The sequence below is a fragment of the Pseudoalteromonas luteoviolacea genome (assembly GCF_001696455.1).
Taxonomy (GTDB): domain Bacteria; phylum Pseudomonadota; class Gammaproteobacteria; order Enterobacterales; family Alteromonadaceae; genus Pseudoalteromonas; species Pseudoalteromonas luteoviolacea_C.
On the sequence record NZ_MAUJ01000003.1, the window covers coordinates 191,154 to 217,009 of the forward strand.

A 25,856-nucleotide genomic window follows, 5' to 3' on the forward strand; every position below is an offset into this window, starting at 1 on the left:
ATCTCCTATTTATGTTTACCTAATTGACGAGAACTTGAACTTAATATTTGCCTAGCTCTATCAGCATAGCCTTGCACTCTTTGAGCTGCATCTCTAGGTGTCATCATAGGGTTAGCTCTTAAATCTTTGTCCATCAAGTTTCTTATAATCCTATTGTACTGTCTATGTCGTGTTGACCAGCTATGATTTCTCATTATCATCGCATTATTAGAGCCATTAATATTAAACCCTCCTTTCGCGGCAAGCCTCACCATTTTATGCTGTCTAAGCTGCCACGGGATCAGGTGGTGAACTTGTCCACTTTCATTCTGCCCACCAACTGAGTTTCTTAAATTTTGTCTCGCTTTATAATCCGTAACTCTTAATTGGTCTGAAAAGTCTTCATCGTCCGGAGGTGGCGGTGATGCAACCCCCCCTGCTAATTCCTTGAGAGCTTTAGTGAGTGCAATAGCCATTTGCTCATTTCTCTCTTTTTGCCCTGTTACGTCAGCCATACCAGCAATAGGAGGAAGAGGTATTACTCCACATACGGCTGCTGCAGCAGCAAATATACCACCACAACCTCCCCCGCCACTGCCTGAAATATTGCTACTATTCTCGGTTGGAGTATTTGCTATGTTGTTTTGTGACATCAAATCTGGTAAAGCAGCTTTAAACGCACCAGCGATTTGAGAAACTCCCTTGCCCATTGCTGCTCGCACTTCAGCACCATTAGCGAAGTTTACATTTTGTACAACTGTTGACGCTTTTACAGTTCCACCATTAGATGTTTTAATCTCAACATCGACCTTCAGGTCACCACACCTTTTAATCCTGGTGCCAGTTGCAGCTGAGCAATACCCAGTCGGATCCGTCCCCGCGAGTGGGTTGTTCATAATATACGAATAAGGGTTAATGCTTTGAGAGTTCTTTGGACTCTGAATCACCGGATCAACCGACATAAACCGCCCAAGGTTATAATCGTACACCCGACCGTTCATATGGATTAATTCGAGTTCATCTAAGTGTTCGTGGTCGGTAAAGCCTCGGTTTGTTCGGGCTTTGCCTTTGTCATCCAACCTCGCGCTGAACTTTAAACCACCACTTGCCGAACGTGGTTTACCAAACGGATCAAAGTTACGCTCTACAATCACATTGCCATATCGGTTTGTCATTACCCTGGCGCTACCTAGGCGGTCTTTGTGCATATAGCGGATTTGGGCTTGGTAGTCTTCTGTTTTACTCACCAGCGCCACACCTTCTATAAATGCACGCTGTGTTACCTCACCGTTTTCTATCTCTAGTTCATAATGCTTGCCCGCATAGTAAGTCGTCGTGTCGCCAGTGACTTGCATAAAGCGCATATGATCAGGACCATATACAAACTCAGATGTCATACCATTTTTGGTGATAGCCGTCGGCTTATCTAGGGCGTTGTATTGGGCTGAGACAAGGCCATCCCCTTTGGTCATATTACCGCGTGCATCATAACTAAACCCGACCCATTGACCCTGTTTAAATACTCGCTTAACGGCATTGGGGCCACCTCCTGTATGACCACTCATACTTGTGTCATAGTCATACTCGCTTGCATAGTCAGACTTTTTGAGTAAGTTACCCATCGCATCATAGTCATAACTTATCGTTGTAATGCCCGCGATTGCATTAGACTTGAGGCGGTGTAAATCATCATAATGATAGGTTTCTTGATAGCTATGTTGCAGTCCCACGTTACCAGAAATCACCTCCATGGACTTCAAATTACCAAACCCATCGTAACCGTTATACTCAATACCCAGTAAATTATGGCCATACCTTTGCGTGTAATGTCCGGTCATTTGACCTGTCACTGAGCTGTAGTAGGTTTTGTCTACTACGCCATTACCCAGTGTTTGTTGTTCAATGTTGTTCAGCACATCGCGTTTAGTAACGGTCTGATATACATAACCCGTATGCAAGTTGGAGATAGACTTACGGTTTCCATATTCATTGTATTTGTACTCCAACGTTAAGCCATTTGGATAGCGCATACCGCTTACACGGCCATAGTTTTCATCGTAAAAGGTATAGGTGATAAAGCGCTGCCCATCCCCAGTAACATCATGGATGGTAGGTCGCCCTAAATTATCGTAATAATATTTGTGCGTGACCCCATTTGCCGATGCTTCTCCTAACTGCCCATAACCTTGTGTATCAAATACAAATGTTTGCGTGCCTTCACCGGTGGCTTTTCGTGAAATAACTCGGCCTAAGCTGTCATAATAAAAATTAACCGTTTTATTATTGCTACGCTCCTCTTTTGCTACCTCTCCAAAACCATTGTAGGTAAAAGTAGTCTGCCCTTGGTTCGGGTCATTCACTTGAACTTTACGACCCATGCCATCGTATTTGGCTATAATGCTATTACCATTGGCGTCACGTACAACAATGGGTAACCCCATGCTGTTATAGGCATAACGGGTGTAACCGCCTAGGGCATCTTGGGTTTCAATCAATTGCTTATCTATGCTATAGCTTCTCGACATGGTGCCCAGTGCAAGTCCATAGCATGTTTCGCTCACGCTTATTTCTGTTGTTAAACCAATATACTCATAATGCGCGGTCATCTCGCCATGGCTGTTGGGACCACAATATTGCGGCGTGACTTTAGATTTAGGCCTACCCAATGCATCAAAGTTTTTATATTCAATGTCATAACGCGGATTTGAATATAGATATGGCCTAGACTCACGCGTTTTATTACCCTGTTTATCATAGCCTGTGTCTACATAAACCCACTGCCCAGCATCGTTTTGGGTCGCGATTCGCAGTACACGGTTAAACTTATCTAAATAGGTTTTGGTCGTAGGCTTCCCTGCAGATTGCGTTGTAACTTGCATTGCTGAATAGCTAGGTGCATTGCTATCTGGCTTACTTGTCACTTGATAAACAGCAGGCAGACCTGAGGTCTTTTCTGTATATGGTCTTGTGTAGTTATCGTAGCTATATGTTGTTGTCACATAATCATACTTTTTAACTTGGGTTTTTACCGACTTTGGTGACCCAGTTGCGGCATCAGTGACCGTTGTTATTGTATGGCCTTTCGCGTTGCTAACCGTCTCAACAAAATACCCATCATCCGAATAACTTAGGACCTCAGTTCTACTACTATCGTGCCAAGTATCACTTGAGGAGAGTATCTTAGCGGTCGTTGTTACCTTAGTTGGTAAACCATAATTATTTAAAGCAGTAGAAATTGTTTTGCCTTTCCCTGATGTGGCACTTTCAACTATCTTTTTAGGTTTGCGGCTCGTGTGAAAGTCGCTCATAACACGCAGGATATGAGTTTCGATGTCTAAGTCTTTTATATTGCCCTGATAGAGTGTGAGCGCATCGTTATTATGACGGTTCGTTGCCGCATACTTCGTGGTTTCTGTTTGAGTCAATTTATTTAACCACCAGTTTGTGCTGTCATTGTCATAAACGTTAACAATTTGGCTTGAGCGTGTATTCCAGCTATCCGATATACTCGAAAAAATTTCAGTGGGGTTACCATACTGGTCTATTTTGCGTGTTTCTTGGCTTTGCGTACCAATAATCGTATTTAAATCATTAATATCGCGCGTAACCTGAATACGCTTACTTAAATAGTCATGATATACCTTGCCCGATGCAACACTATGTGATGGATTGTCTACCCATTTAAATTCACTGTGGCTAATCGCCTTTGTCTCATTTTTGGCATCTCCTAACAGCGGTGCTGTATAGTCAAAGTCACCGGCTTTAAACGTTGCTTTTGTTTTTAGTTTGCCATGACGTGGAAAATCCTGCGAAAAGTCTGACTGCGTAATTAAGCTTTTATCTACGTTCTTTTCAATGATGCTTCTAAAACCCAAAAAGCCTCTGCCATCGGCACTGAATACCGCCCCTTTATAGGCATACTCTATTGCTGACATACCACCGACACCGTTACTTTGTTCAAAGCGCGATACCGTATACATGCTGGAGCTAAAATGGAATGCGTTATCTAGAGCGCCAATATAGCTATGATCTGTTTCATAGTGTGGCGTTGTACCAACACCACCTTGTGAGCTCGACAGAGGCAGTAACTTCCAACGGGCTTTACGGCCTAACCCATCCTGTATGGACTCAACAATTGCGTTGGGCTGGTAGGTGCTCAGGCTACTTGCACTCGATACCGAGCCGCTGTTGCGGTTGTAGTATGCGTGGTTGATATCCTTACCTACCATTTTTGAACCTGAAACCGGGTCTTTGTAATAACATTTAGCTGGGCCGTACACACAATCATTATCCTTGTATAAGAACACTAGATCAGTCAGTCCTTTACCAAAGCCATCTGCGGCAAAGGTTAGCCCAGCCCTGCCAACAATATCGGTGTTTTTCACTTCAATTGCGTATTCCCCTGTCAATTTGTTATAGGCAAAGTGATAGGCATCATATTTGTATATGCTTGAATCAATCCCCGGTTGAAGGTTGACTCGATTGTTCGTGCCACTGTTATAGTATCCATACAAGCCTTCGCCACACTTTTTAACGTAAACACTCGGACTAGATCGGACGTTGACACAATATTCTGTATCTATCTTTCCTGGCATAATTAATTCGGCTTTACCGTCACCATCCACATCAAACGGAACTAAACCATTGAGGAATTTTGGTATGTGGTATTGCCCCCACTCAGTTTCTCCACTCCCATTAGTAGACTTTTGGTAATGCATGGGTCGAGTTACAATGCTTTTCCCCAAGGAATAAGGCGCTCCAAAGGTTCTGTCTCCCATATTCATCGCGACATGAAGATTACCATCAGAGCCACTGGCATTACGCCAGCCTAACCAGTCCATTAACCCGTCGCCATTCACATCAAATAACATGCTAAAAGCGCTTTCATCGCCACTGGCACCACTATACTTAATGTCTACTTCACTTGTGCTTAAGTCACTTGCTGACCAGTTTAAAAAGAGTGCTTTCGTCAATTCATGTGTAAATATTTGCCCACCTGAAAAAGAGACTTCAACTGGCTCTGAAATAGCAATATCAGGAATGCCATCCTTATCTAAGTCACCTGGAAATGTCACCACATTTTTATGGTCATGAGAGCGATCAACATACCAGCTGTGTATCACATGCTTATTTGACTCCTCAAATGTTGTACTCCCTAAAACTTCTGAGTTTATATACAACTGAAGCTCAGCCGTTCCTCCTTTAAAGTCCGTTCCTCTGTAAATAACAATGTCAGCATAACCATCTCTATTAAAGTCAGAGATATTCGTAATCGTATCGTATTTACCCAAAGAGATATCTGTTTCAAACCATTCGGGAGTTGTATCGAAGCGAGCAAAACCAAGTTGTAATTTATCACTTTCGTTTTTGACCCATAAGTCTGTCAAACCATCTCGGTTAAAATCACCAGATGTACATTCCGCCTTCATCATGCCAGGTCTTACTACACAGGTTGGCATACTCAAGCTGTGTTCTTTGCTATTACCCTCAGGGTCTACAAAATGCTTCGGCCAATCCCTTATGCCATCGCCATTGCGATCGCCATCTGGCAACCATGCTGCGGGGTAATTAGATGAAAGCGATTTTGTGAGAGTATTCCCCTTGCGATCCGCAACTTTTCTAACATCATAATGTATTGGCTTATTGTGCCAATTGATTTTAGTGGCCGGTAAACAGTAAGAATTAGTTGCAAAACATTGGGTCACACTCGACAACAGTTCGGTGCTATTTGCCTCGTTATTTTCATACTCTAAGTCGTAGCTATTAACTTGAGTGTTTGACACTTTCGTTGTGATCATTGCCAATCGTTTGGTGGACTCAAGTCGACCACCAGCCACATAACGCAACGAACTTTGACGCTTATCTTGGTAGGTAAATTCAATGGTATTTCGACCTTTGCTGCCAACCGCATCACCCGTATAGGAAATAGTACTAATAAGTTGTTCACCTGCTCCCGCGGTAACATAATCATAGTGAATAAAGTTCTTACCACTGGCATCAAACTCGTACTCAATCATCCAGCTGTAAGCCGCGACTTTATCACCATGAACAACTTTACTATGATCTTCAGAGCCAAAATAAGCTGTTCGACCATTTTTATAACGTAAAATGAAATGAGTAGTAGACTCATTAATATCATTCACTTGTTTAACCGACACAAAACTATCAATCTCAGTTCGATAAACCGCACCATTTTTCCCATACGTGCCACTTACAGCAATCAGACGTTGACCATTCAAGCAAAGCTTATCACTTGCGCTGTACGACGGAGTTGCGCTGTAACCGTCTTGCGCTACGGTTGCATCACATCGGCTAATCGATTGAAGACCCGACAATGACCAGCCTCTTCCAGCAATACCAACGCCCGACGAAGAAGAATAATTTAATGCTATATTGGGTTGCATTTCCGCTCTACCCGGCGGCAGTTTTACGGGGATATGATAAGTTGCAGCTCCGCCATTCACCCCTGCTTTAGCAGCAATCGCGCCTACGTTTTCGACACTCGGTAACTGTGGTTCAATAAGCGGTTGAGAGTCCGGCACTGTGAAATATGGAGTTGGCTTCACAGCCTTTGAAGTGCTTAAATCATTGCCACAACCATGATAATCACAGACACGTACTCTCAGCTTTTGAAACTTGCGCATTGCGTCGTCAATTTCAACACCATATTGTGATACTGTTTTTATCGTGACCCATTCGCCAGCCTCTGTCAGGCCTTGAATTTCAAATTCAGTGGCATCTATGTTTGTACTCCAAAGTAACAACTGATTACTATAAGTTATGGCGTCTACAAATTGTTCACGAATCAAAAAGTCATTATTGCTAGAAGCGTCAATGCTTCTAGGCATCATGAAAAAAGTACCATTAAAGATTACTGGTAAAAGTTTAGGCTCAATGATTTGTGGGATAGTGAAAAACTGTCCAGTTTGTGCACTAATGTAGATCTCATTTGATGTGCCCAACTGATTACAACCGAAGTAGTTACAAACCCCTATCCTGATTTTTGGAAAGCTCAATATTTCATTATCAACTTTAATGCCATATTGATTTACTTTGCGAATGCCAACCCATTTACCGTCTTCTAAAAGCCCTTGTACTTCAAATTTAGCTGCAGCAATATCTCTGTTCCAGAGTATATATTTATCACCATTATTATCTGTATTAAACGTAAACTCCCAACCTGTTTGATTAGTTACTTCTGGTAGCTCTTCATTAGGAATGAGCAAAGTTGGCTTCATACCAACTGGCACAAATATGGGTAGTTCAGTTTTTGGAATATCAATGACACCATTATTGCTGTTTGCTGCGGTCGCCAAGCTAAAAAGCGAAGTGACAAAAAATAAAAACAAAGCATAAATAAAGTAAATGGAACTTTTCAATTACTCTTTCCTTACTGAGTACTGGGTGCGATAGGAAAGCAGAATAGTACAGTAAAGGCACGCCAAAAAAAACAATTTGATTACAACACAAACAAAATGTAAATCAGCCCAGTTAAGTATGATTATTTTCATATTTAACCAGAAACAATTACCAACTTTAAACTAGGCTATTAACAACTATTGCCGCTTAAATTAAGCCAAGGACTATTAGCAAATAATATTAAAAAATTCACATGATAAACGCGCCTTTAAATAGGAATAGGCACAGATACAGTTATTGATAGCTTATTAACAAACCAGCAGCGGTTTATAATTTAGTTACCCTTCAAGCTCGGCATCCGTTCTTTTTTCAATTTTGTGTTGCTCTTCAGTGCAGCCATATTTCCAGTAGCTACTGATATACATATCTTGCTTTTCGAAGTGCCGTTCTCTTTTTAAGTAGCGGCGAATGATACGCATTGTTTCAAATTCACACGCACACCATACAAAAGGCTTTTCAGACAACCCATTACTATTTTTTATTGCCTCGAGCAGCTGACTATTTTTACCCGGCGTCGGATTTACCACCCAAGTTACATCAATATTATCGGGCTTTTTTAGGGCGTGAATATCAGCTTCACTGCACACCTCAATAATGACATTCCCCCTCGCGGTTGTGGGTAAATATTCTAAATTGCAGCTGATTGCTGGCAGTGCAGTCATATCACCGACAAACAAGTATGCTGCGGCATCAGGGTCTGCTAGCTTGGTAGCCCCAGGACCACCAACAATGATTTCATCTCCTACACTTGCTGATTTTGCCCAATCCGACGCGGGAGCCACGCCTTTTTCTGCGCTATGTAATGCAAAGTCAATCGTCAGAGCTGCCTTTACTTTATCAAACGCCCTCACCGTATAGGTGCGCATCATGATGTTCTTTTTAGTGAGCTGCTCGAATGCCTCATCTTCTCGCAAGGCTCTACCCTGTTTGGTAAAAAGCAGCTTCACATACCCACTCTCATAACCACAAGGAAAGTTACTAAGGTCAGGTCCTGTTAGGACCACCCTTTTCAAGTTTGGCGTTAAAAATTCACTTGTGAGCACAGTTGCTTTGCGATAATTACCTACAGCCATTTATTTAAACCTATTAAAGACTTTGATATATGTAATACGTTCCTCACCGTGAAATATTTAATTCATTACATTAACTTTGGTCAGATTTTGCACTTTCCATTAAAAGCTTCATTAATTTTTGAACCATTTCTTTTCTGTGAGATTCGCGTAAGGTGTGCATATATTCCGACTCTTTGGGCACCCTAATATCAGGCAAGACGGTTTTTACTATGTCGATGCCCGTGTTATCTCTAGCTGTATGTTTGGGAAAACTCAGTCTGAATTTGATGAATTTATCCTCAGCAATGAAAACATAGGCCTCTGAGTGATAGGGTGCGCCGTTTTGCAGTTGCATAATAAACTGCGCTTGTTTCCCCAAGAATTTTTTGCCTTTGGCTTCAAACTGCACCATTTGCATGGTTATAGATTGCACCGCTTGATATTTACCAAGCTTTTTAGCGGCTTCTATCTCTTCCATCACATGTTGCAACTCTTCTGTTACCACTTCTTCTGTGTCATCCCAACTCGTTTTGGCGATCGGGTAAATGTAAACAGTGATAAAATCCGCCGGAAAGCTCTCATCTACATATTTTAATGACGCCCCATATTCGGGTTGCTCAAACACTTTTTTATCAACAAGTATCAGCTCCCCTGCAATTTTTGGCGCACTTAAATCTTGATCGTAGTCACTGGCATTGGTCGGACGGCTAACTTGTTGCGTAGTTTGACATGCCGCCATCAGTAAAGTTAAAGCCCCGATTAAAACGTGTTTTTTTATCATTTGTTCCCTTGTACAGCGATTATGTTATTTCAGAAAAATAGTTTAATGAGTTAGTGTCTAACAATGTGAATATATAGCAAAACGTGCTAGGTCAAAAATTGGGGTGAATAGATGTGAAATTTTTTTGAACGCCAAGCTAAAGTGACTTGGCGCATAGTTGAACTAAATTAGAAACAAATAATAGGCGACGTTGTTGGACATGCGCATCCCGTTAAATCAGGGCTACGACTTGGGCATGTACCTTCATTATAAGTGTTTGGCGCACAATCTCCCATTGTTGCTGTATCTGCGCCACCCGCGATATTGGGGGTTTGCTGCGTTAACAATGCATTTTCGTGAGTTAGTTTTTTTAAGTGCTTTTTATTTAACTTCATTGTAATTTTCCTTATTTAGTGTAAATGCACGAATAAATTAGAATAAAACCAGACTTAAAACAATGCTTTTTAATTAGTTAATATACTAAAATTAATGCAAAACGTGTAAAAGTTATCCGTCATCACTTACAAAGCTTGTTGACAACATCGTATTTCCCTCTAGAATAACCTCATTCGAATGATGTTCGAATAGAATTCAAGAGACGTAAAATACGGAATAAAATATGGCACCAGCACCCAAATATGATCAACAAACTCAACAGCAAATGATCCTTCAAGCTGCTGAACATTGCATCAATGAGTCTTCAGTAACAGACTTTACCATGGCTAAAATAGCGCGAGTCGCGGGTCTTTCGATGGGCTCTGTGTATAAATTTGTGCAGAGCAAAGAAGACATCGTACTTGCACTTGCATACCAATCTTTTGTACATGTCTCTCAAGTTTTTGATCAAGTGCTAGCCTTACCAATAAGTACACCTGAAAAAATACTCGCTATCAGCCTTATTTCACCGCAAAAACTGCAGTGTTTTGAATTTGATTATGAGCTGCAAACGTATGCTACAAATGAAGCGGTTATCCGCAAAGGTTCCGCCTATTGGACAAGTAAAATCATTGAAGCCAGCAGCCGCTGCGAAAGCTCCTTTAAACTCGCACTCACCGACGGTATTAACTCGGGTGAACTCAAGGACGTGCCTAACCTTGCACAAGTAATTGAGGAAATCATCATTAGTGGGTGGGCAATGACCGTCGGTTATGAGCAAGTTCAGCGTGTTCAGCAGACGAAACAAATTGTCGAAGGGACAGACTCCCTGCAACAACCCCTTGAACTCGACCACCCAATTATTCGAAGTTCGGTGCGCCTTTTGAACAGCTACCCTTGGCAAAAGCCACTAACCAATGACTCGCTCATGCAAATTGAGCAACAACTTATCGCGCTCAACCTGCGCTAACCAAATTAGGAGGCCTTATGAACATTAAAGGATGGCTGAGTGCCATATTTATCGTCCTAACAGTAATAGCTGGTCTAGGATTTATTAAGTTCCAACAGGTGCAGGCGGCAATTGCATTTGGCGAATCATTCCCTGAACCTTCCGCGACGGTAAAAAGTACCTATGTGCAAGCAGTACAACATACCCAGTATGTAAAAGTTATCGGCCAACTCCAAGCCAGACAAACCATTACTGTGAGTAACGAGTATGCTGGCCTGATTACCTATGTTGGCTTTAAACCCGGTGATATTGTAGAAGCAGAGCAAGTCTTACTTAAACTTGACACCAGTATCGATGAAGCAAACCTACGCGCAGCCAAAGCACGCGTAAAACTTGCTAAGTCAACTTATCAACGTGTTGTAAAGCTACTCGAACAGAAGCGCATTAGTCCTGATGAAGTTGACAAAGCAGAGGCTGATGTTGCTGTAGGAGAAGCAGACGTACAAAACTTGCAGGCATTAATCGCTAAAAAAACAGTCCGTGCTCCCTTTGCCGGGCGTACCGGATTAGACCAGTATCAAACGGGTCAATTTGTTGATGTGAACACAGCCATTACTTCACTGGTTGGTTTAGATGATGCAATTTGGGTTGACTTTCAAGTACCACAAACGCTTACTCAGCCTAGCATCGGCAGTAAAGTCCATGTCTCATTTATAGGGGCAGCAAAAAGTACACTGCACTTTGCAACGGTGATTGCCAAAACCCCGAGCTTAGATGCTCAATCTAGACAGCAAAGCTATCGTGCGCTCTTAGCGAATCCAAACAATAAATATGGCCACAACCAAATGGCAACCGTTGAGGTACCGACTGCGCAAATTAACGCCGTGAGTGTGCCTACGAATGCCATTACTCGCAGCCACTTTGGTGAGTTTGTTTATGTTTTAGAAAAAGATGACAAACAAAACTGGCGAGCTAAACCCGTAAAGGTGACTTTGGGCGACAAAGTAAAAGACAATCAAATTGTATTGTCTGGTCTGAGTGGCGGTGAATTTATCGCCAGCGAAGGCGCATTTAAGCTGAAAGAAAACCTCTTGGTATATATAGATCAAATAGCATCAAGTGAAGATCAAAGCGGAGCGCAGTAATGAGTGCTTTACATGAAAACAAACCCTCTGTAATGGACATATTTGTCAACCGGCCGTACTTGCCATCGTACTGTCATTACTCATCATTTTGGCAGGCCTCAACGCTGCAAAACAGATTTCGGTTCAGCAGTATCCAAAAATTGAAAGCGCCTCTTTGGTGATCAATACCGTTTATACGGGTGCAGCTGCGGACGTAGTTAAAGGTTATGTGACGGAACCTATCGAGCGTGTCGCATCAACCGTACCGGGTGTTGACTATGTGGATTCAGTCACTACATCAGGGCTTAGCAAAGTCACTGCGTGGTTAGACCTTAACCACAATACAACCGACGCATTGGCTGAATTGACAACCCGGTTAAATCAAATCAAGTTTGAACTGCCAACAGGTGCAGAAGATCCAGCGATCGAAATTGTGCGAGCAGATAGTCCATACGCTGTATTTTACCTTGATGTCGAGTCCAAAGGACTCCCTCGTAATGAAGTAAGTGATTACTTAACTCGCAATATCGTTCCTTCCATGTCTGACATACCCGGCGTACAAAAGGTAACCCTTGAAGGGGGAAGAAACCCAGCAATGAGAGTTTGGCTCGACAGCGACAAGCTCGCTGTTTACGATTTAAGCGCCACTGACGTATTTAATGCGCTACAGTCGAACAACACCATTGCGACAATTGGTTACAGCGAAAATAATCGCCAGCGCATCGATTTAATGGCAAATACTAGCCTCAAAAGCGTTGCTGACTTTGAAAACTTAGTGGTAAAAGAGGTTGATGGCACCCAGCTTAAACTTGGTGCGATTGCCAATATCGAAATAGGCGAGGCCGAAGGCTTAGTCACTGCTCGACTTGATTATCATGACACCGTGTTTTTGGCTGTGTGGGCCTTACCTGGAGCAAACGAAATTAACATCGGTGATGCGCTATACACAAAACTGGATGAAATTAACCAGATCTTACCGAATGGCATGAAGATCTCCATCGGCTACGATGGCACTTTGTATATGCGCGATTCCATCAAAGAAATCTTTACCACTCTCGGTGAAACAGTACTGCTTGTTGGTATTGTGGTTGTAGCGATGATGGGCTCTTTTAGAACCGCGATGGTGCCACTTATTACCATTCCAATTTCTATTCTTGGTGCGATTGCCGTCATTTATGCGATGGGCTTTTCTTTAAATCTATTAACTATTCTAGCGATTGTACTGTCGGTTGGTCTGGTGGTGGATGATGCCATTGTTGTGGTTGAGAATGTGGCGCGACATATGCGAGAAGGTAAACCAAGACTTCAAGCAGCGCTCATTAGCTCTCGCCAGCTATTGGTACCAGTGATAGCCATGACGCTGACACTTGCAGCAGTCTATGCACCGATTGGCTTTTTAACCGGACTGACTGGATTTTTGTTCCGTGAGTTCGCATTTACACTCGCAATTGCGGTGTTAATTTCAGGTCTTGTGGCAATCACGCTTTCTCCTATTATGAGTGCGTATGTCAATCCGGAAGGCGGTAAAGAGGGTAAGCTAACTCAAAAAGTAAATAGCTACTTTGACAAATTACAGGCATTTTACTTTAAGACTCTGGACGCGCTTTTTAAGTTGCGCCCACAAATTTTCTTCGTGGCAATTACCTTTTCTTTGCTGTCAGTCCCCTTTTATTTGCTGTCGCAAAAAGAACTTGCTCCCATTGAAGATCAAAGTAGTATTCAAGTCGTTATTGAGGCCCCACCTGAGTCTTCTCAGGCTTACACTTCTGAAAAAATGAACGACACTGCACGGGTCATGAATGCCACAGAGGGCGGTCAGTTTACATGGCAAATCGTCACTGCTGCTGCTGGTTTTGGTGGCGTGGAGTTAGCACCATTTGAAGAGCGTGAAAACTCTGTGCATGACTTACTATTTGATTTGTATGCAAGGCTAGGCAGTGTCACTGGCCTGAGCTTGTTTCCTATCTTACCGGCATCGTTACCAACAGCAGGCCAGTTTGATGTGGAAGTTGTCCTACGCTCCAGTGATGACCCAAAAACCATGAAATTATACGCCGACCAGATCATGGCAAAAGCAAACCAAAGCGGTAACTTCTTATTCGTAAACACAGACTTAAAAATCGATTTGCCACAAGCTGAATTGAAAATTGACCGTGAATTAATAGCCGATCTTGGCTTAAACCTTTCGCAAGTTAATGAACAGCTCAGTGTGTTGATGTCTAACAACTTTGTGAATTACTTCAACAAAGACGGAAAAGCATATCGTGTTATTCCAATTGTCGGGGATGAAGAACGTTACAACCCTGAAGGTATTTTAGATATGCAGATCAGGACCGATGCAGGTACGCTTGTGCCTATTTCTGCATTTGCGACCCTAGAAACGTTCACCAGCCCACGCGTGCTTGGCTCATTCAATCAGCAAAACTCATTTAGAATTCTTGCAGGGGTATTGCCGCATATCACCAAAGAGCAAGGGCTGGGTAGTATAGAGCAAATTGCAGCAGAAATATTGCCAGCACATTACTCGATTGATTATGCAGGTGAGTCAAGACAACTGCGTAAAGAGGGCAACACGATGGTCGGGGTTTTGTTAGTTGCCATGATTGTCGTTTATTTCTTGCTGGCAATTCAGTTTAATAGTTTTAGAGATCCACTCGTTGTGCTTCTCGGCTGTGCGCCGCTCGCTTTAGCTGGGGCATTAATGCTGCCATTTTTGTCGCTGACAACCGTGAATATTTACAGTCAAATCGGCCTCATTACGTTGATTGGATTAATAGCTAAAAATGGGATCTTGATTGTAGAGTTTGCCAATCACCTTCAGCTAGAAGGTAAAAACAAATTCGATGCAGTAAAAGGAGCGGCAGCCACGCGTTTGCGTCCAATTCTAATGACAACAGGCGCTACAGTGTTAGGGCACTTCCCACTCGTGCTGGTGACGGGTGCTGGTGCCGAAGCTAGAAATAGTATCGGTATTATTTTAGTTGCGGGGATGTTGATTGGTACATTTTTTACTTTAATCGTACTGCCATTACTTTATGAAAAACTCGCGAAAGATCACCGCGGCGAAATGGAATCGGAACAAGCCCTGACTGAAACTCAGTTTGCCAATCAAATATAACCTCTGGCGCGTTGTCGAATATACTGATTATTCGACACGCTATAACCCTCTTAAATTCTACTCTGTCTTCCCGTATATATTAAAAAAACCTGCCGAGTAACATTAAATAACATTTATTTAATTGTACCCCAAGCCACAAAGATTAGAATAAGCCTAACGTGAAAGTGCAAAAGGAAGTCACAAGGTGAAACGTAAAATACTTTGTATATTAACACTCATAACCACATTAATTGCCTGTGGTTCCGACTCGTATAACCCCGATTTACCGGTACCAAACACAGATAAAACCATAGTTGTAAATGGATTTGATGTTCAAGTATATCAACGGCAAGAAAATACAAGCTCTGTTGGAGATAGCATTATTCGTGGCACTGTGTATTCTAGCAATGATACTGTGGCCTTTAATGATGCCATTATCGGCATTGATACACAGACTGAATATGTACAAAACTCTGCTAAAATAATGCGGTTTAAGCCCTTTTCATTAATGAATAAAGCATACGCGCTCTCTCCTGTACCACCTCAAGTAGCACAAAAAATTAGCGCTATTACGGTTACATCGGCCTATGACTTTAGTGATGAGTATCCATCAGGCAGCAACTTAAATGATTTATTTCTGGTAACAGAAGCCAGTGTTGGTAATCAATTTTACACGTTCGAAGAGGACAAGCGCGCTTATTTTACAGTCACAGAATATATTGAAAATAATATCCATAATGAGCATGCCCACGCTGGGTTTATTCTAAATTTAATGCTTAATACTGCTCCTGAGTTAGATAGCAGCATCACTTTTTACATCGAGATTGAATTGGACAATGGCAAAGTCTTTTCTCTAGAAACCACTGAGATCACCTACCAGATGCCTCAATAGACTGGCATGTAAAATCAGGCAGTGACAAAATGCCACTGCCTGAATATGACTGATATACGCTATCTGTTATGGCTCAAAACCACAACGGAAAACGCGTGTCACTCGCTGTTCAGTACGACAGTTCGTTTCAACTGTGCGTGTACGCTGTTCTGTATAGGTCTGCTCTGAGTTTCTGAATAAGTGACCTGAGTATGTTGCCCAGTCAGTCCTTGAGAAGCCATTGCTATCCTTGTACCAGTAAATTTCAGATTCAGATGTATAGATTGACGTCGGACATGATGTTACACCACGTCTAGAGTCAGACTTATATTTCACCTGAGGAAGTGGAAAGTCAGGTTGATTCCAAAGGAACCCGAGAGACAAGTGACCTGAATAATTACAGTTTTTCAAAGTAACTGTATAATTTTCAGTGCGTGTATCACATACACGTACATTTCTCACAATTTCATCCCAATACCCTTGGCCACCTGGACAATCTCGTCTTGCCTCAGCCGAAACACTGGTTAAAGTAGTAACAGCAACAGCTGTTAACGCTAATAACGTTTTCATGATTTTCCTTATTATTTATCGTTTATTATGTTTATACTCTCAGAGCATAAGGCTCTGGAGTTGCTCTTCAGTTAACACAGATTTTATTGCTTCAAGCTTTTCTGAGTTAATTGAAATACTGCCAACGCCATAAGGACTTCCCATTGAACCAATGTTAATATTATCAGTATGATACAGTTGATTCGCCAGCCTAGAGATCTCTTGTTGCTGATACTCATCTAGGTTTACCTTGGTCAAAGAGTCCTGAAGGTGCATTAATTTTTGTTGCGCTAAAACTTCCGCCTGTTGGCGCTCCGTTCGTACGTATGTTGCAAGCTGTTCATCCGTGAGAATTTCTCTAACCGATTGCGCATAGTTGTGACTGTTTTCGTTAAACAGCTCCGTTAATCTTTGCGTATCAACCGGTTGCTGTGATGCGTCGGGCTGATTATTTAGCCAAACCTGATAGTCACGCTGGGCTTTTTCCAAGAGGAGTGTTTGAAGTTTACTTGCCGTATTTTCATCTAAGTTAAGCTGTGACTCTAATCGTTTAGCAACGGGTAGTACTTGATACATTTCGATTGCTTTAACTGTCTGTGCATAAGTCACAGGGGCCGGTGACTGAGACACCTCATATACTGGTTCCAAAGTTTCTATCTCTGGTAATTCTTTTGTGTCTTGGCGTGCTATCTGTGCAGCGTTTGAACGAGTCTGCGCGATTTTTTGTGTGGCGTTATCTAACTGGGCTTGTAGATTTTCATTGTCCTGTTCAAGCTGCTCAAGTTGTGCAGCTAACTGCCCCATTGCCGGTATATTATTCAGCTTAGGTTGAGGCCCATCGGTAGTCATTACTGTAATTATATATCCTGACAAGCCCCCTAAAAGAAAAGCCATTACTGTATTCTTCATAACTTACCCCAATAAAACACAACGAGTAACATGTTGCTTCTCATACCTTTATCTACGCAATAAATCTTTTAAGTTAATATTGCTTATTTTCGTATGTTTTTTGAACTGTCAAATCTACCAGTGACAAAAGTGCTCAGGGAAGTTACTGGATGCGATACGGGGGATATATTTGAACAAGTCGTCCAAATATTAAAAAGGGGCTTGCGCCCCCGAGAGAAGTAAAACTAGAAATAACCTCTAAAACCAAGCGCAAAACTTCTGCCTGGCATGGGCGCTTTGTCTTTTAAGAATGAAGTATGTACACGGGCCTCAGTATCTGTAAGATTATGTCCCTTTAAATACAAGACCCAATCTTGGCCAAACGCCGAGAAGTCGTAGTTTAGACTCGCATCAACCAACGTATAACCTGATGTCGCAGTTTCATGTTCCGCGATGTGTGTTTGCTTTTGATAACGAACTACATCTAGGTTGACAGTAAACATGTCAAGGTTATAGCTCAATTTGGTACCAAATCTGACTGGTGAAACCATGGGCAGGTTTGCGCCGCTATTTAATCTCGCGCGAACCAAGTCTGCAAAGAGCGTTGCATTAAGCGCATCTGTTGCCTGCCATGCCAATTCAGCTTCAAATCCGTGCGTTGTTACATCATCAGTTTTAAAAACATACACAGGCAAACCGTGCGCTTCATGTTCCGTTTCATTGTGCTCATCATCGTGGTCATGGTCATGGTCATGGTCATGGTCATGGCCATCGTCTGCCATCAAGCCTGTATTTGTCTGGTAATAGTAGTTATCGATTTTGTTATAAAACGCATTTAATACAAATCCGAAATCTCCCTCCAGCTTACGCCAAGTAATATCAAGATTATGAGAGCGTTCTAAATCAATATCTTGCGGGTTCAACTCAAAAGCTAAGCTATCTTGTTTTTGTCTAAATAGCGCTCCGACTTCATAAGTGCCAGTACCAATATGTGGCCCAAATGAGAAGAGCTCTGACGCCGCAGGTGCGCGCTCCGCACGTGATACAGACACACCAATGTTATAACCGGGCTGGTAATCCCATACTGCACCTGCTGATATGCTTACTGGCGTAAACTCATGATCTACATCGAACTTTCGATCTACAACACGCTGGCTATGGTCGTGGTCGTGGTCGTGGTCATGGTCGTGGTCGTGGTCGTGGTCATGGTCGTCGCCATCGTGCTCATCTGCTTGCAAGTCACTACCAGATAAAAACACATTTGGCGCATCCAGCGTCACACGCTCTACCCGTGCACCTAACTGAACTAACACATCACCAAAGTGACGCTCTTCCATCAATGCAAGTGCAAACGTCGTACTCACAGAGGGAGGGGTGAATGCCTCGGCACCCTGTGCCGAAAAGTCGCTACGCTTGTAATGTACGCTCAGCCCCCCGCGCCAATCCGCAATTGGTTGATGCATTATATCGAGGCGAGCCTCTTGGCTTTCGTTGGCAAAAATAGTCCCGACTTCACCATGCTCTATCTCACTGTGTTCATAATCAGTGTAAGCCGCACGGAAGTTTGCTTCACTTAAAAAGGTATTATCAAAGCTATATTTACCGATTAATTGCCAACGGTCTTGGTCTAAGTCGGCATATACATCAGGGGCTTCGTCACCATGACTGTGGCCCGGAATACCATACTCTCTCGCCATTTTGCCATAAGAGACACCGATATAGCCTTGCTCAAATAAATACGAAGTACCGATAGTTGCCCCGTGGGAGTCTTCCGCGCTATTTTCAACCGTATAGTCCCCAGTCTTACTCGGCTCTTTACCTAACTCTGCCGGTACTGGTATCTCATAGTCGTTGGACTCTCTAACAAAGCCATCCAAATGCAGTGCAAGATTTCCAGTACCCGTATTAAGGCTAATCGCAGCCAGCTTCTGGTCGTCCCCTGTCGCACGCTCAACTAAAAACTCGCCGTGAGTATCACTGCTGGTTGGCACACGCTCATCGACCACATTAACCACACCGCCAATAGCCCCACTGCCGTAAAACAAAGTTGCCGGACCTCGCAAAACTTCAACTTGCGTTGCTGTAATAGATTCAGACGCGACGGAATGATCAGGTCCTACACGCGAAGCGTCACTGACGTCTAGACTATTTTGCGTAATCAGTACTCGCGGTCCGCTAAGGCCTCGTATAACTGGTGTACTCGCAACCTTTGCATGAAAGCTCGTATGCACACCCACTTGCTTAGAAAGTGTATCGCCCAAGGTTGCGGCTTGTTGCTCTCTCAGGGCGTCGCCAGAGAGCACACTCACCGGCATTGAGGACTCCATAGAGGAGGCATGGAAAGGAGAAGCTTTAACATCAATCACTTCCATTACCGATGCATTTAAGTTCACGGTGATGGTAGAGGCACCATTAGATTGTGCTTTAACCAATTGATTTTTATGCGCAAAGCCTGAAGCGGTGATGTGTAATTCAACGTCACCACTTTTATTAGTTTGCAATGTAAACTTACCAAATTGGTCCGATTTAACTGCTTGTTGGCTGCCCATGACCGAAATAGTTGCATTGGCAATGGCTGCACCATTTTGATCTTGAATTTGTCCACTGATATTTTGAGCAAAAGCTTGTACTGAAAGCGGGGCTATCAAGCCAAGCATCAATGGCGAAAGTTTAAACATAATAATCCCATACATTATTTTTGTTATAATATAACATATCAATATATTTATGTTTGCAAGTTTTTTGTCGCGTTTTTTGCACCACGCAACGAATTAACTTTTACCAAAAATCATAAATCAAGAGAGATACAATTCCAATAAGCCAGAATGCTTGAATTTTTAATTCATTCCAAATCATGCACTTAATAAAATGTTTCGAATTTTGGTAGAATTTGGATTGCATTTATTTTGTTACAATATAACATCTCAAAAGTCACAACTAACCGCTTTCTCTTTAAATTAAACAAGTTCGTGCAAGATCTAGGTCCTCCCAACCGATTACATGCATAACAATTAATGACCTAAAAAGCAGGTTGTTGGTGCGCTTTAAACCCAGCACTACAGAATCTCGGAAATTAAATATGATTAAAACAACAATTGCACTGGCTGTTAGTTCAGTCCTTTTATTGGCTGGCTGTAACAGTCAACACGCCGCGCCACAAAATAGTCAGGATAGACAACAAATCGCTGCGTCAAATACCCTTGATAATCCCTTGCTACGAAAAAGCTCACTGCAATATCAGGCACCGGAATTTAACCTTATCCACGACGGCGATATTAAGCCTGCTTTTAAACAAGGCATAACTGAAAACCTAGCTGAAATCGAACAGATTATTGCGCAAAAAGACGTAACTTTTGCCAACACCATCGTTGCACTAGAGAAAAGCGGCGAGACTTTATCTCGTGTGAGCAGCTATTTCTGGAATATTAGCCTCACAGATTCAAACCCTGAACGCAGAGCGCTTCAACAAGAACTTGCACCGCTATCCACCCAACATAACGACAATATTTATTTGAACAAAGCGCTGTTTAAACGCGTTGAGCAAATACACAACAACCGCGACAACCTAAACTTAGATGCGGGGTCCAAAAGACTCGTAGAGGTTTATTACAAACGCTTCATTCGTGCAGGTGCAAAGCTCACAGCGGCGCAGCAAACTAAAATCCGCGCATTAAATAAAGAGCATTCGCAATTAACAACTCAGTTTGGCCAAAACTTGCTACAAGAAACCAGCAATATCGCAGTCACTGTAGACAACAAACGTGAGTTGAAAGGGTTAACAGACACGCAAATAGACTCGATGGCTGCTGCTGCAAAGCAAGCAGGAAAAAACGGCAAATATTTAATTAGTATTACCAATACAACACGTCAGCCAATTCTTGCCCATATCGAGAATAGAAGCCTGAGAGAACGCATCTGGCGTGCTTCTGCTGAGCGAGCACAGTCTGGCGAAACAAACAATATGCCCATTATTAAGCGCCTTGCAGAAATCCGTGCACAGCGTGCAAACTTGCTAGGTTTCGACAGCTGGGCAGCATACGGACTGTCTGCACAAATGGCACAGACACCTGAGACCGTGTTCTCCATGTTTTCAGGCATGACTGATGCTCTAATGACAAACGTAGAACTTGAAACTCAGGCAATTAAAGCAAAAATGGCTGAAAAGGGCGACGAGTTTGAATTACAGCCTTGGGACTGGGCTTTTTACGCTGAGCTTGTACGCCAAGATAAATACGCATTAGATGAAAACACGGTTAAGTCATATTTCGAATTCAACCGCGTATTAGAAGACGGCTTATTCTTTACAATGAAAGAATTGTACGGTGTTGAATTTAAGCATCGCCCTGATTTACCAGTGTATCACCCAGATGTAAAAGCTTATGAGTTGTTTGATCATGACGGTACTAGCCTAGCAATCTTTTACGCAGATTACTTTGCACGTCCGGGTAAACGCGGCGGTGCTTGGATGAGCTCTTTTGTTGACCAAACCCACCTACTTGCGCAAAAGCCGGTAGTAGTAAATGTTATGAACATCGCAAAAGCCCCAGAAGGCCAACCAACACTCTTGAGCTATGGTGAAGTAACGACCATGTTCCATGAGCTAGGTCATGGCATCCATGGTATGTTCTCTGATGTAAAGTACCCTTCACTGGCAGGGACTTCAGTGTCCACTGATTTTGTTGAGTTCCCTTCTACCTTTGAAGAAGATTGGGCAATTCACCCGAAAGTCATTTCAAACTACGCTAAGCATTACAAAACAAATGCAGCAATTCCAACAGGCTTACTTGATAAAATTGTGCGCTCTCGTAGCTTTAATCAAGGTTTTGATACATTGGAGTATGTGGCAGCTGCCATTGTCGATATGGAGTGGCACTCGTTATCACCTACCGATAAGGTAGAAAACGCTGAACAATTCGAACAAGATACGCTGAAAAAACACGGCTTATACGTGCCTTATATTCAACCTCGTTACAAATCAGCATTTTTCTCACATTCAATGGGAGGTGGATATTCAGCGAGCTACTATGCCTATATGTGGAGTGAGATCTTAGCCGCTGACGCATATGCTTATGTTCAATCTCAAGGCGGCCTAGACCGAAAAATTGGCGATCACTATCGTAAGAATATTCTTGAAGTGGGTAATTCGAGACCATTAATGGATTCATACAAAGCGTTTAGGGGCCAAGCACCAACAACTGATGCATTGCTGACACGTCGAGGTTTGCAAACCACGAACTTGTAAAGTTAAACAACTGGCCTCATGATGAGGCCAGTTTTCCAACCAATAACAGGCCTACTCTCCAACTTCAAAACAAGTTGCGGCCCTACAATTGCGAGATAGTTGTAGGATGGCGTCATAAGTTCCGTCAGCTTTAATGGCTTGAAGCGTTTTATCAAATTGGGCTTTGAGTTTTTCTCCTTGCGCATTTTTAGAAAAAGCAAAATAACTCGGTATCGACAGTTCATATAGAGGATTTGGGACGACTGTATTTTGAAGCCCCAGCCGCTGTACAATATTCATTCCCCCCAATTTATTACTAATCACCACATCAACTCTGTCTGCTAGCAACAACTTGAAGCTTTGTGTGCCAGAGTTAGTCTCTACAAGCTGGTCGATCACACCCGATTTTATGGCCGCGTCTATCTCAGTACCATAGCTTACGTTGCGTACTAGCCCAACCCGTACCTCACCCAGCTCTCTGATGTTGCCCACTAATCTGATGTCTGTATCTTTTCTAGTGAAAATAGAAACCGACTGCATGATTAACACTTGGTCTGAATAGAGCATGGTCTGTTGCCTATCCTTAGAAAAGTAAATCGTAAAAATGCCGTCTGCATGGCCACTTTGGAGTTCTCTAATTGCTCGGCCCCACGGCAAAAACTGAATGTTGATAGGTTGCTTTAATCTCTTGAATACTTCGGTAACAATCTCAACACCGATCCCCTTTGGCACGTTGTTTTCTAAGTATTGATAAGGTGGATATTCAAGCGTCACAATGCGCAATGTTTTTGCATGCACAAGCCCGCTCATGATGATGCTAAAAACACCCCACATGAATATATAGAGCGAGTTAAATGCCCTTTTCGTTTTGCGCGCCCCATTACCAATCATATTGATTATTTTTAGACTCACCTTTGTGTTTGCTAAAATCCTACATTGAGTTTTATATATGCCCTTCGTCCTCTTGGATCACCCGTTCTGGGGTCATAACTGCCTGCAATATCAACAAAAGGAGGTGGTTCATCAGTTAAGTTTAGTACTCCAACAGCAAGATAAGAGGTAGTTTCAAGTCCAAATAGGTTATCCAGTTGCAATGCATACTGTGTATCGAAGGTTGTAAATGAGCCAATGCTATCTCCACTGACGTCATTTTCATAACTTGATACATGCCGCATAAAAGCAGCTACGCTATGATTGCTGTTGTGCCAACGCATACCAATACTGCCCCTTAATCTTGGTGAGGGGTTGCCCACAGTATTGCGATTGAGTTTGCCGAGGCCATCTGACACATTCCCAACATTATCGGTCAAATCGTAGCTGAGCACATAGGAAGCGTAGATCTCAGGGACGAACCGACCGAATTGTGTGGTCATCGTATACATGCCAATCACATCAAAGCCTGACGTATCGATTGCTTGCGCATTAATAAACTTAGTATTAACGATTGAAATGGTTCCGGCAGCTGTACGGAACACCCGATTTGGGTCATCAGGCGCAGCATTCACCACGGCTTGATGACTTTCTCTGGTCAGTACATCATCAAATGAAAAACGCCAATAATCGACATCAAGATTCACACTTTCATCAGAAAAAGAAGCCCCAATATTAACGGCTGTTGAGGTTTCTGGCACCAACCCATCATCACCGAGCGTTCTGTTACCACCGAATGTGGTAGACCCATCGGCCGGATCGGTGATGTTCGCAAAGTTCGTCTGTACTCCCTTAAGCTGATGTACAGATGGCGCTCTAAAGGAAGTACTGTACGAACCTCTGAGCGAGAGGTTGTCCGCTATGTGCCAAAGTACAGAAACTTTTGGATCTGTGGTATCTCCTCCCAAACTGCCATAATCTTCATACCTTGCCGCTAAACCCAATTCAAAATTGGACCAAATTGGGATTCTTGCTTCAGCAAAAATAGCAGTTACGTCACGAGAGCCGTCAACATTCTGATTACCAATAAGAAAAGCAAAGCGGTCTTGCTGAGTCAAAGCGTCATAACGTTGTACGATAGACTCTTTTCGGATTTGAGCACCGATTGCCAAGGCGATAAATTCGTCCCCAAACCCCAACACTTCATCAAAGGAGACGTAACCTTCCAAAATTTGCAGTTTGGACTCAAGGTTACCTATATAGTCTCCTATAATGAATGATCGCAATCGCTCATTATCTGGGTCAAACGGGTCAAAGGGGTTGAAATAAATACATGAGCCAATACCTGCACTTTCCACTTTGTCGCAATTGGTGCCGCCAAACCCATGAAGTGCTTGTTGAAAATTATCCGCAATGACATCTCTTGGGTTCAGCAGTGCATCGTTGGTTGCATTCACATAAGCTAGCTGCCAGAACATATCTTGGCCTATATCACCCTCTAACCCGAATGCCACACGTGTGGTTCGATGTTCATAGTAATTTTGCTCCGTGGGTTTACCCGCTCCGTAGGGTCTCCCCCGAAAAAAGACATCTTCTGAAAACGTATTATCAGGATGGGATGACAACACACTTGGCGCATTCAGTACGGGGAAACTGGGTGAAACTTCTCTTGATATTTGATTGTCAGCGTGCCCCGCTTCAAACCATAATCGTATTCTGTCGCTCCAATCCCATTTTGCGGTAGCAAAAAATTGTAACCTATCTTCATTGGGTACTATCGTAATTTGGGGAGCAAAATCGAACAGACAAAATGAGTTGCCATTGCTGCCTAGCGAAAATTGCCCGCCGCTTTTTTCACAATTTCTATCCGCAACGGTTAATCCTTGTGGGTTTTGAGCAGACGCCAAAGAGGGGATCACAAAGCTGCCTGGATTGCCAAAACTGCTAAAAGCAGGTTTATGCCAATCAACTTCACCTAGCAATAAACTAGCACGCTCAAGAACACTGGCAGCAAAAAGTATATAACCCGATTCACCGATATCGGCGCCATAGGCAAAATCAACTTTTGTTTCATCTTGACTGCCTTCACTCACTCTCTGACGGTATTCATATTGCAGTTGCGCACCATCAAGGTCATCGCGGCTAATAAAATTAACCACACCCGCAACGGCATCGGAGCCATAAATCGCTGACGCACCATCACGCAAAATTTCAACTCTTTTAATGGCCAGCAATGGGATCAATGATGCCGTATCCACAAAGCTCGCTCCTTGGTCGGTGACGACCGACGAAGTAACTTGCCGCCTGCCGTTGAGCAACACCAAGGTTGACGAAACTCCTAACCCCCTTAAATTAACGTTGGCAGTCCCTACGGTGTAATTTTGCGATAAATTATCAGAGTTATTTTGTGCACCTGCATTAAAGGGCAAAGCTTCAATCAGATCCCTCGTACCATTGGCCCCCATATCTGAGAGTGTTTTGGCGTCTACATTAGACACTGGGGAAGAAGAGTCAGCCTGTACCGAACGCTTTATTCGCGAGCCAGTCACTGTGATGGTCTCAATATCATTAGTGGCTTTCGCTATGTTTGGAAACGTCAAAAAAAGTGTTACAGCGCTGCATAACCAGAGGCACTTCTGAGCTTTATTCATCCACATTTGATAATCTCATGTGCTAGGCGATAAGCCTTTAACACGCACTTT

13 protein-coding genes and 1 pseudogene are annotated in these 25,856 nt (G+C 42.9%); 5 read left to right on the forward strand and 9 right to left on the reverse strand.

All coding sequences use genetic code 11. The features are described 5' to 3' along the window. Nucleotides 1–5 precede the first annotated feature (5 nt). From A7985_RS11645 to A7985_RS11660, 4 genes are all read right to left on the reverse strand, one after another. On the reverse strand, nucleotides 6–7,358 hold the full coding sequence (locus A7985_RS11645; RefSeq protein WP_065790640.1) for an RHS repeat-associated core domain-containing protein: 7,353 nt from the start codon (nucleotides 7,356–7,358) through the stop codon (nucleotides 6–8). Between the two features lie 318 nt (nucleotides 7,359–7,676). Then, nucleotides 7,677–8,471, reverse strand: coding sequence for a siderophore-interacting protein (locus A7985_RS11650; RefSeq protein WP_065790641.1), 795 nt, complete (start codon nucleotides 8,469–8,471; stop codon nucleotides 7,677–7,679). Nucleotides 8,472–8,541: 70 nt separating this feature from the next. Further along, entirely contained in the window at nucleotides 8,542–9,231 is a 690-nt protein-coding gene (locus A7985_RS11655) for a hypothetical protein (RefSeq protein WP_065790642.1), read from the reverse strand. Between the two features lie 167 nt (nucleotides 9,232–9,398). Next, nucleotides 9,399–9,605: a hypothetical protein gene (locus tag A7985_RS11660; RefSeq protein ID WP_065790643.1), complete on the reverse strand. Its 207-nt coding sequence runs from the start codon at nucleotides 9,603–9,605 to the stop codon at nucleotides 9,399–9,401. A gap of 224 nt (nucleotides 9,606–9,829) precedes the next feature. Here A7985_RS11660 and A7985_RS11665 point away from each other — a divergent pair, with 224 nt between their 5' ends. The 4 genes and pseudogenes from A7985_RS11665 to A7985_RS11680 all read left to right on the forward strand — a co-directional run bounded on the left by A7985_RS11665 (nucleotide 9,830) and on the right by A7985_RS11680 (nucleotide 15,647). Further along, nucleotides 9,830–10,555, forward strand: a complete 726-nt coding sequence (locus A7985_RS11665) for a TetR/AcrR family transcriptional regulator (protein WP_065790644.1) — start codon at nucleotides 9,830–9,832, stop codon at nucleotides 10,553–10,555. 17 nt (nucleotides 10,556–10,572) lie between these two features. Beyond that, nucleotides 10,573–11,679: an efflux RND transporter periplasmic adaptor subunit gene (locus A7985_RS11670; protein WP_065790645.1), complete on the forward strand. Its 1,107-nt coding sequence runs from the start codon at nucleotides 10,573–10,575 to the stop codon at nucleotides 11,677–11,679. Next, nucleotides 11,679–14,776: pseudogene (locus A7985_RS11675) on the forward strand (efflux RND transporter permease subunit). Before A7985_RS11670 ends, A7985_RS11675 begins: the two are co-directional and overlap by 1 nt. Before the next feature lie 184 nt (nucleotides 14,777–14,960). Continuing rightward, nucleotides 14,961–15,647 carry a hypothetical protein gene (locus A7985_RS11680; RefSeq protein ID WP_065790646.1) on the forward strand — a complete coding sequence of 229 codons (687 nt, stop codon included), beginning with the start codon at nucleotides 14,961–14,963 and terminating at the stop codon, nucleotides 15,645–15,647. 66 nt (nucleotides 15,648–15,713) lie between these two features. On the opposite strand, the gene A7985_RS11685 is transcribed toward A7985_RS11680, so the two are convergent. The 3 genes from A7985_RS11685 to A7985_RS11695 form a co-directional block, all read right to left on the reverse strand. Beyond that, nucleotides 15,714–16,196, reverse strand: a complete 483-nt coding sequence (locus A7985_RS11685; RefSeq protein ID WP_065790647.1) for a hypothetical protein — start codon at nucleotides 16,194–16,196, stop codon at nucleotides 15,714–15,716. A 39-nt stretch (nucleotides 16,197–16,235) separates the two neighbouring features. After that, nucleotides 16,236–17,084, reverse strand: a complete 849-nt coding sequence (locus A7985_RS11690; RefSeq protein ID WP_141685340.1) for a hypothetical protein — start codon at nucleotides 17,082–17,084, stop codon at nucleotides 16,236–16,238. A 224-nt stretch (nucleotides 17,085–17,308) separates the two neighbouring features. After that, entirely contained in the window at nucleotides 17,309–19,741 is a 2,433-nt protein-coding gene (locus A7985_RS11695) for a TonB-dependent receptor (protein ID WP_065790649.1), read from the reverse strand. 401 nt (nucleotides 19,742–20,142) lie between these two features. Between A7985_RS11695 and A7985_RS11700 the strand changes: the two genes are divergently transcribed. Next, nucleotides 20,143–22,305, forward strand: coding sequence for a M3 family metallopeptidase (locus tag A7985_RS11700; RefSeq protein WP_065790650.1), 2,163 nt, complete (start codon nucleotides 20,143–20,145; stop codon nucleotides 22,303–22,305). A gap of 51 nt (nucleotides 22,306–22,356) precedes the next feature. Here the strand turns inward: A7985_RS11700 and A7985_RS11705 are convergent, their stop codons facing one another. Beyond that, nucleotides 22,357–23,196, reverse strand: coding sequence for a substrate-binding periplasmic protein (locus tag A7985_RS11705; protein WP_141685341.1), 840 nt, complete (start codon nucleotides 23,194–23,196; stop codon nucleotides 22,357–22,359). A gap of 11 nt (nucleotides 23,197–23,207) precedes the next feature. Continuing rightward, the gene (locus A7985_RS11710; protein WP_065790651.1) at nucleotides 23,208–25,811 is read right to left on the reverse strand and encodes a TonB-dependent receptor plug domain-containing protein; all 2,604 of its coding nucleotides are present in this window, start codon (nucleotides 25,809–25,811) and stop codon (nucleotides 23,208–23,210) included. Between the last annotated feature and the right edge of the window lie 45 nt (nucleotides 25,812–25,856).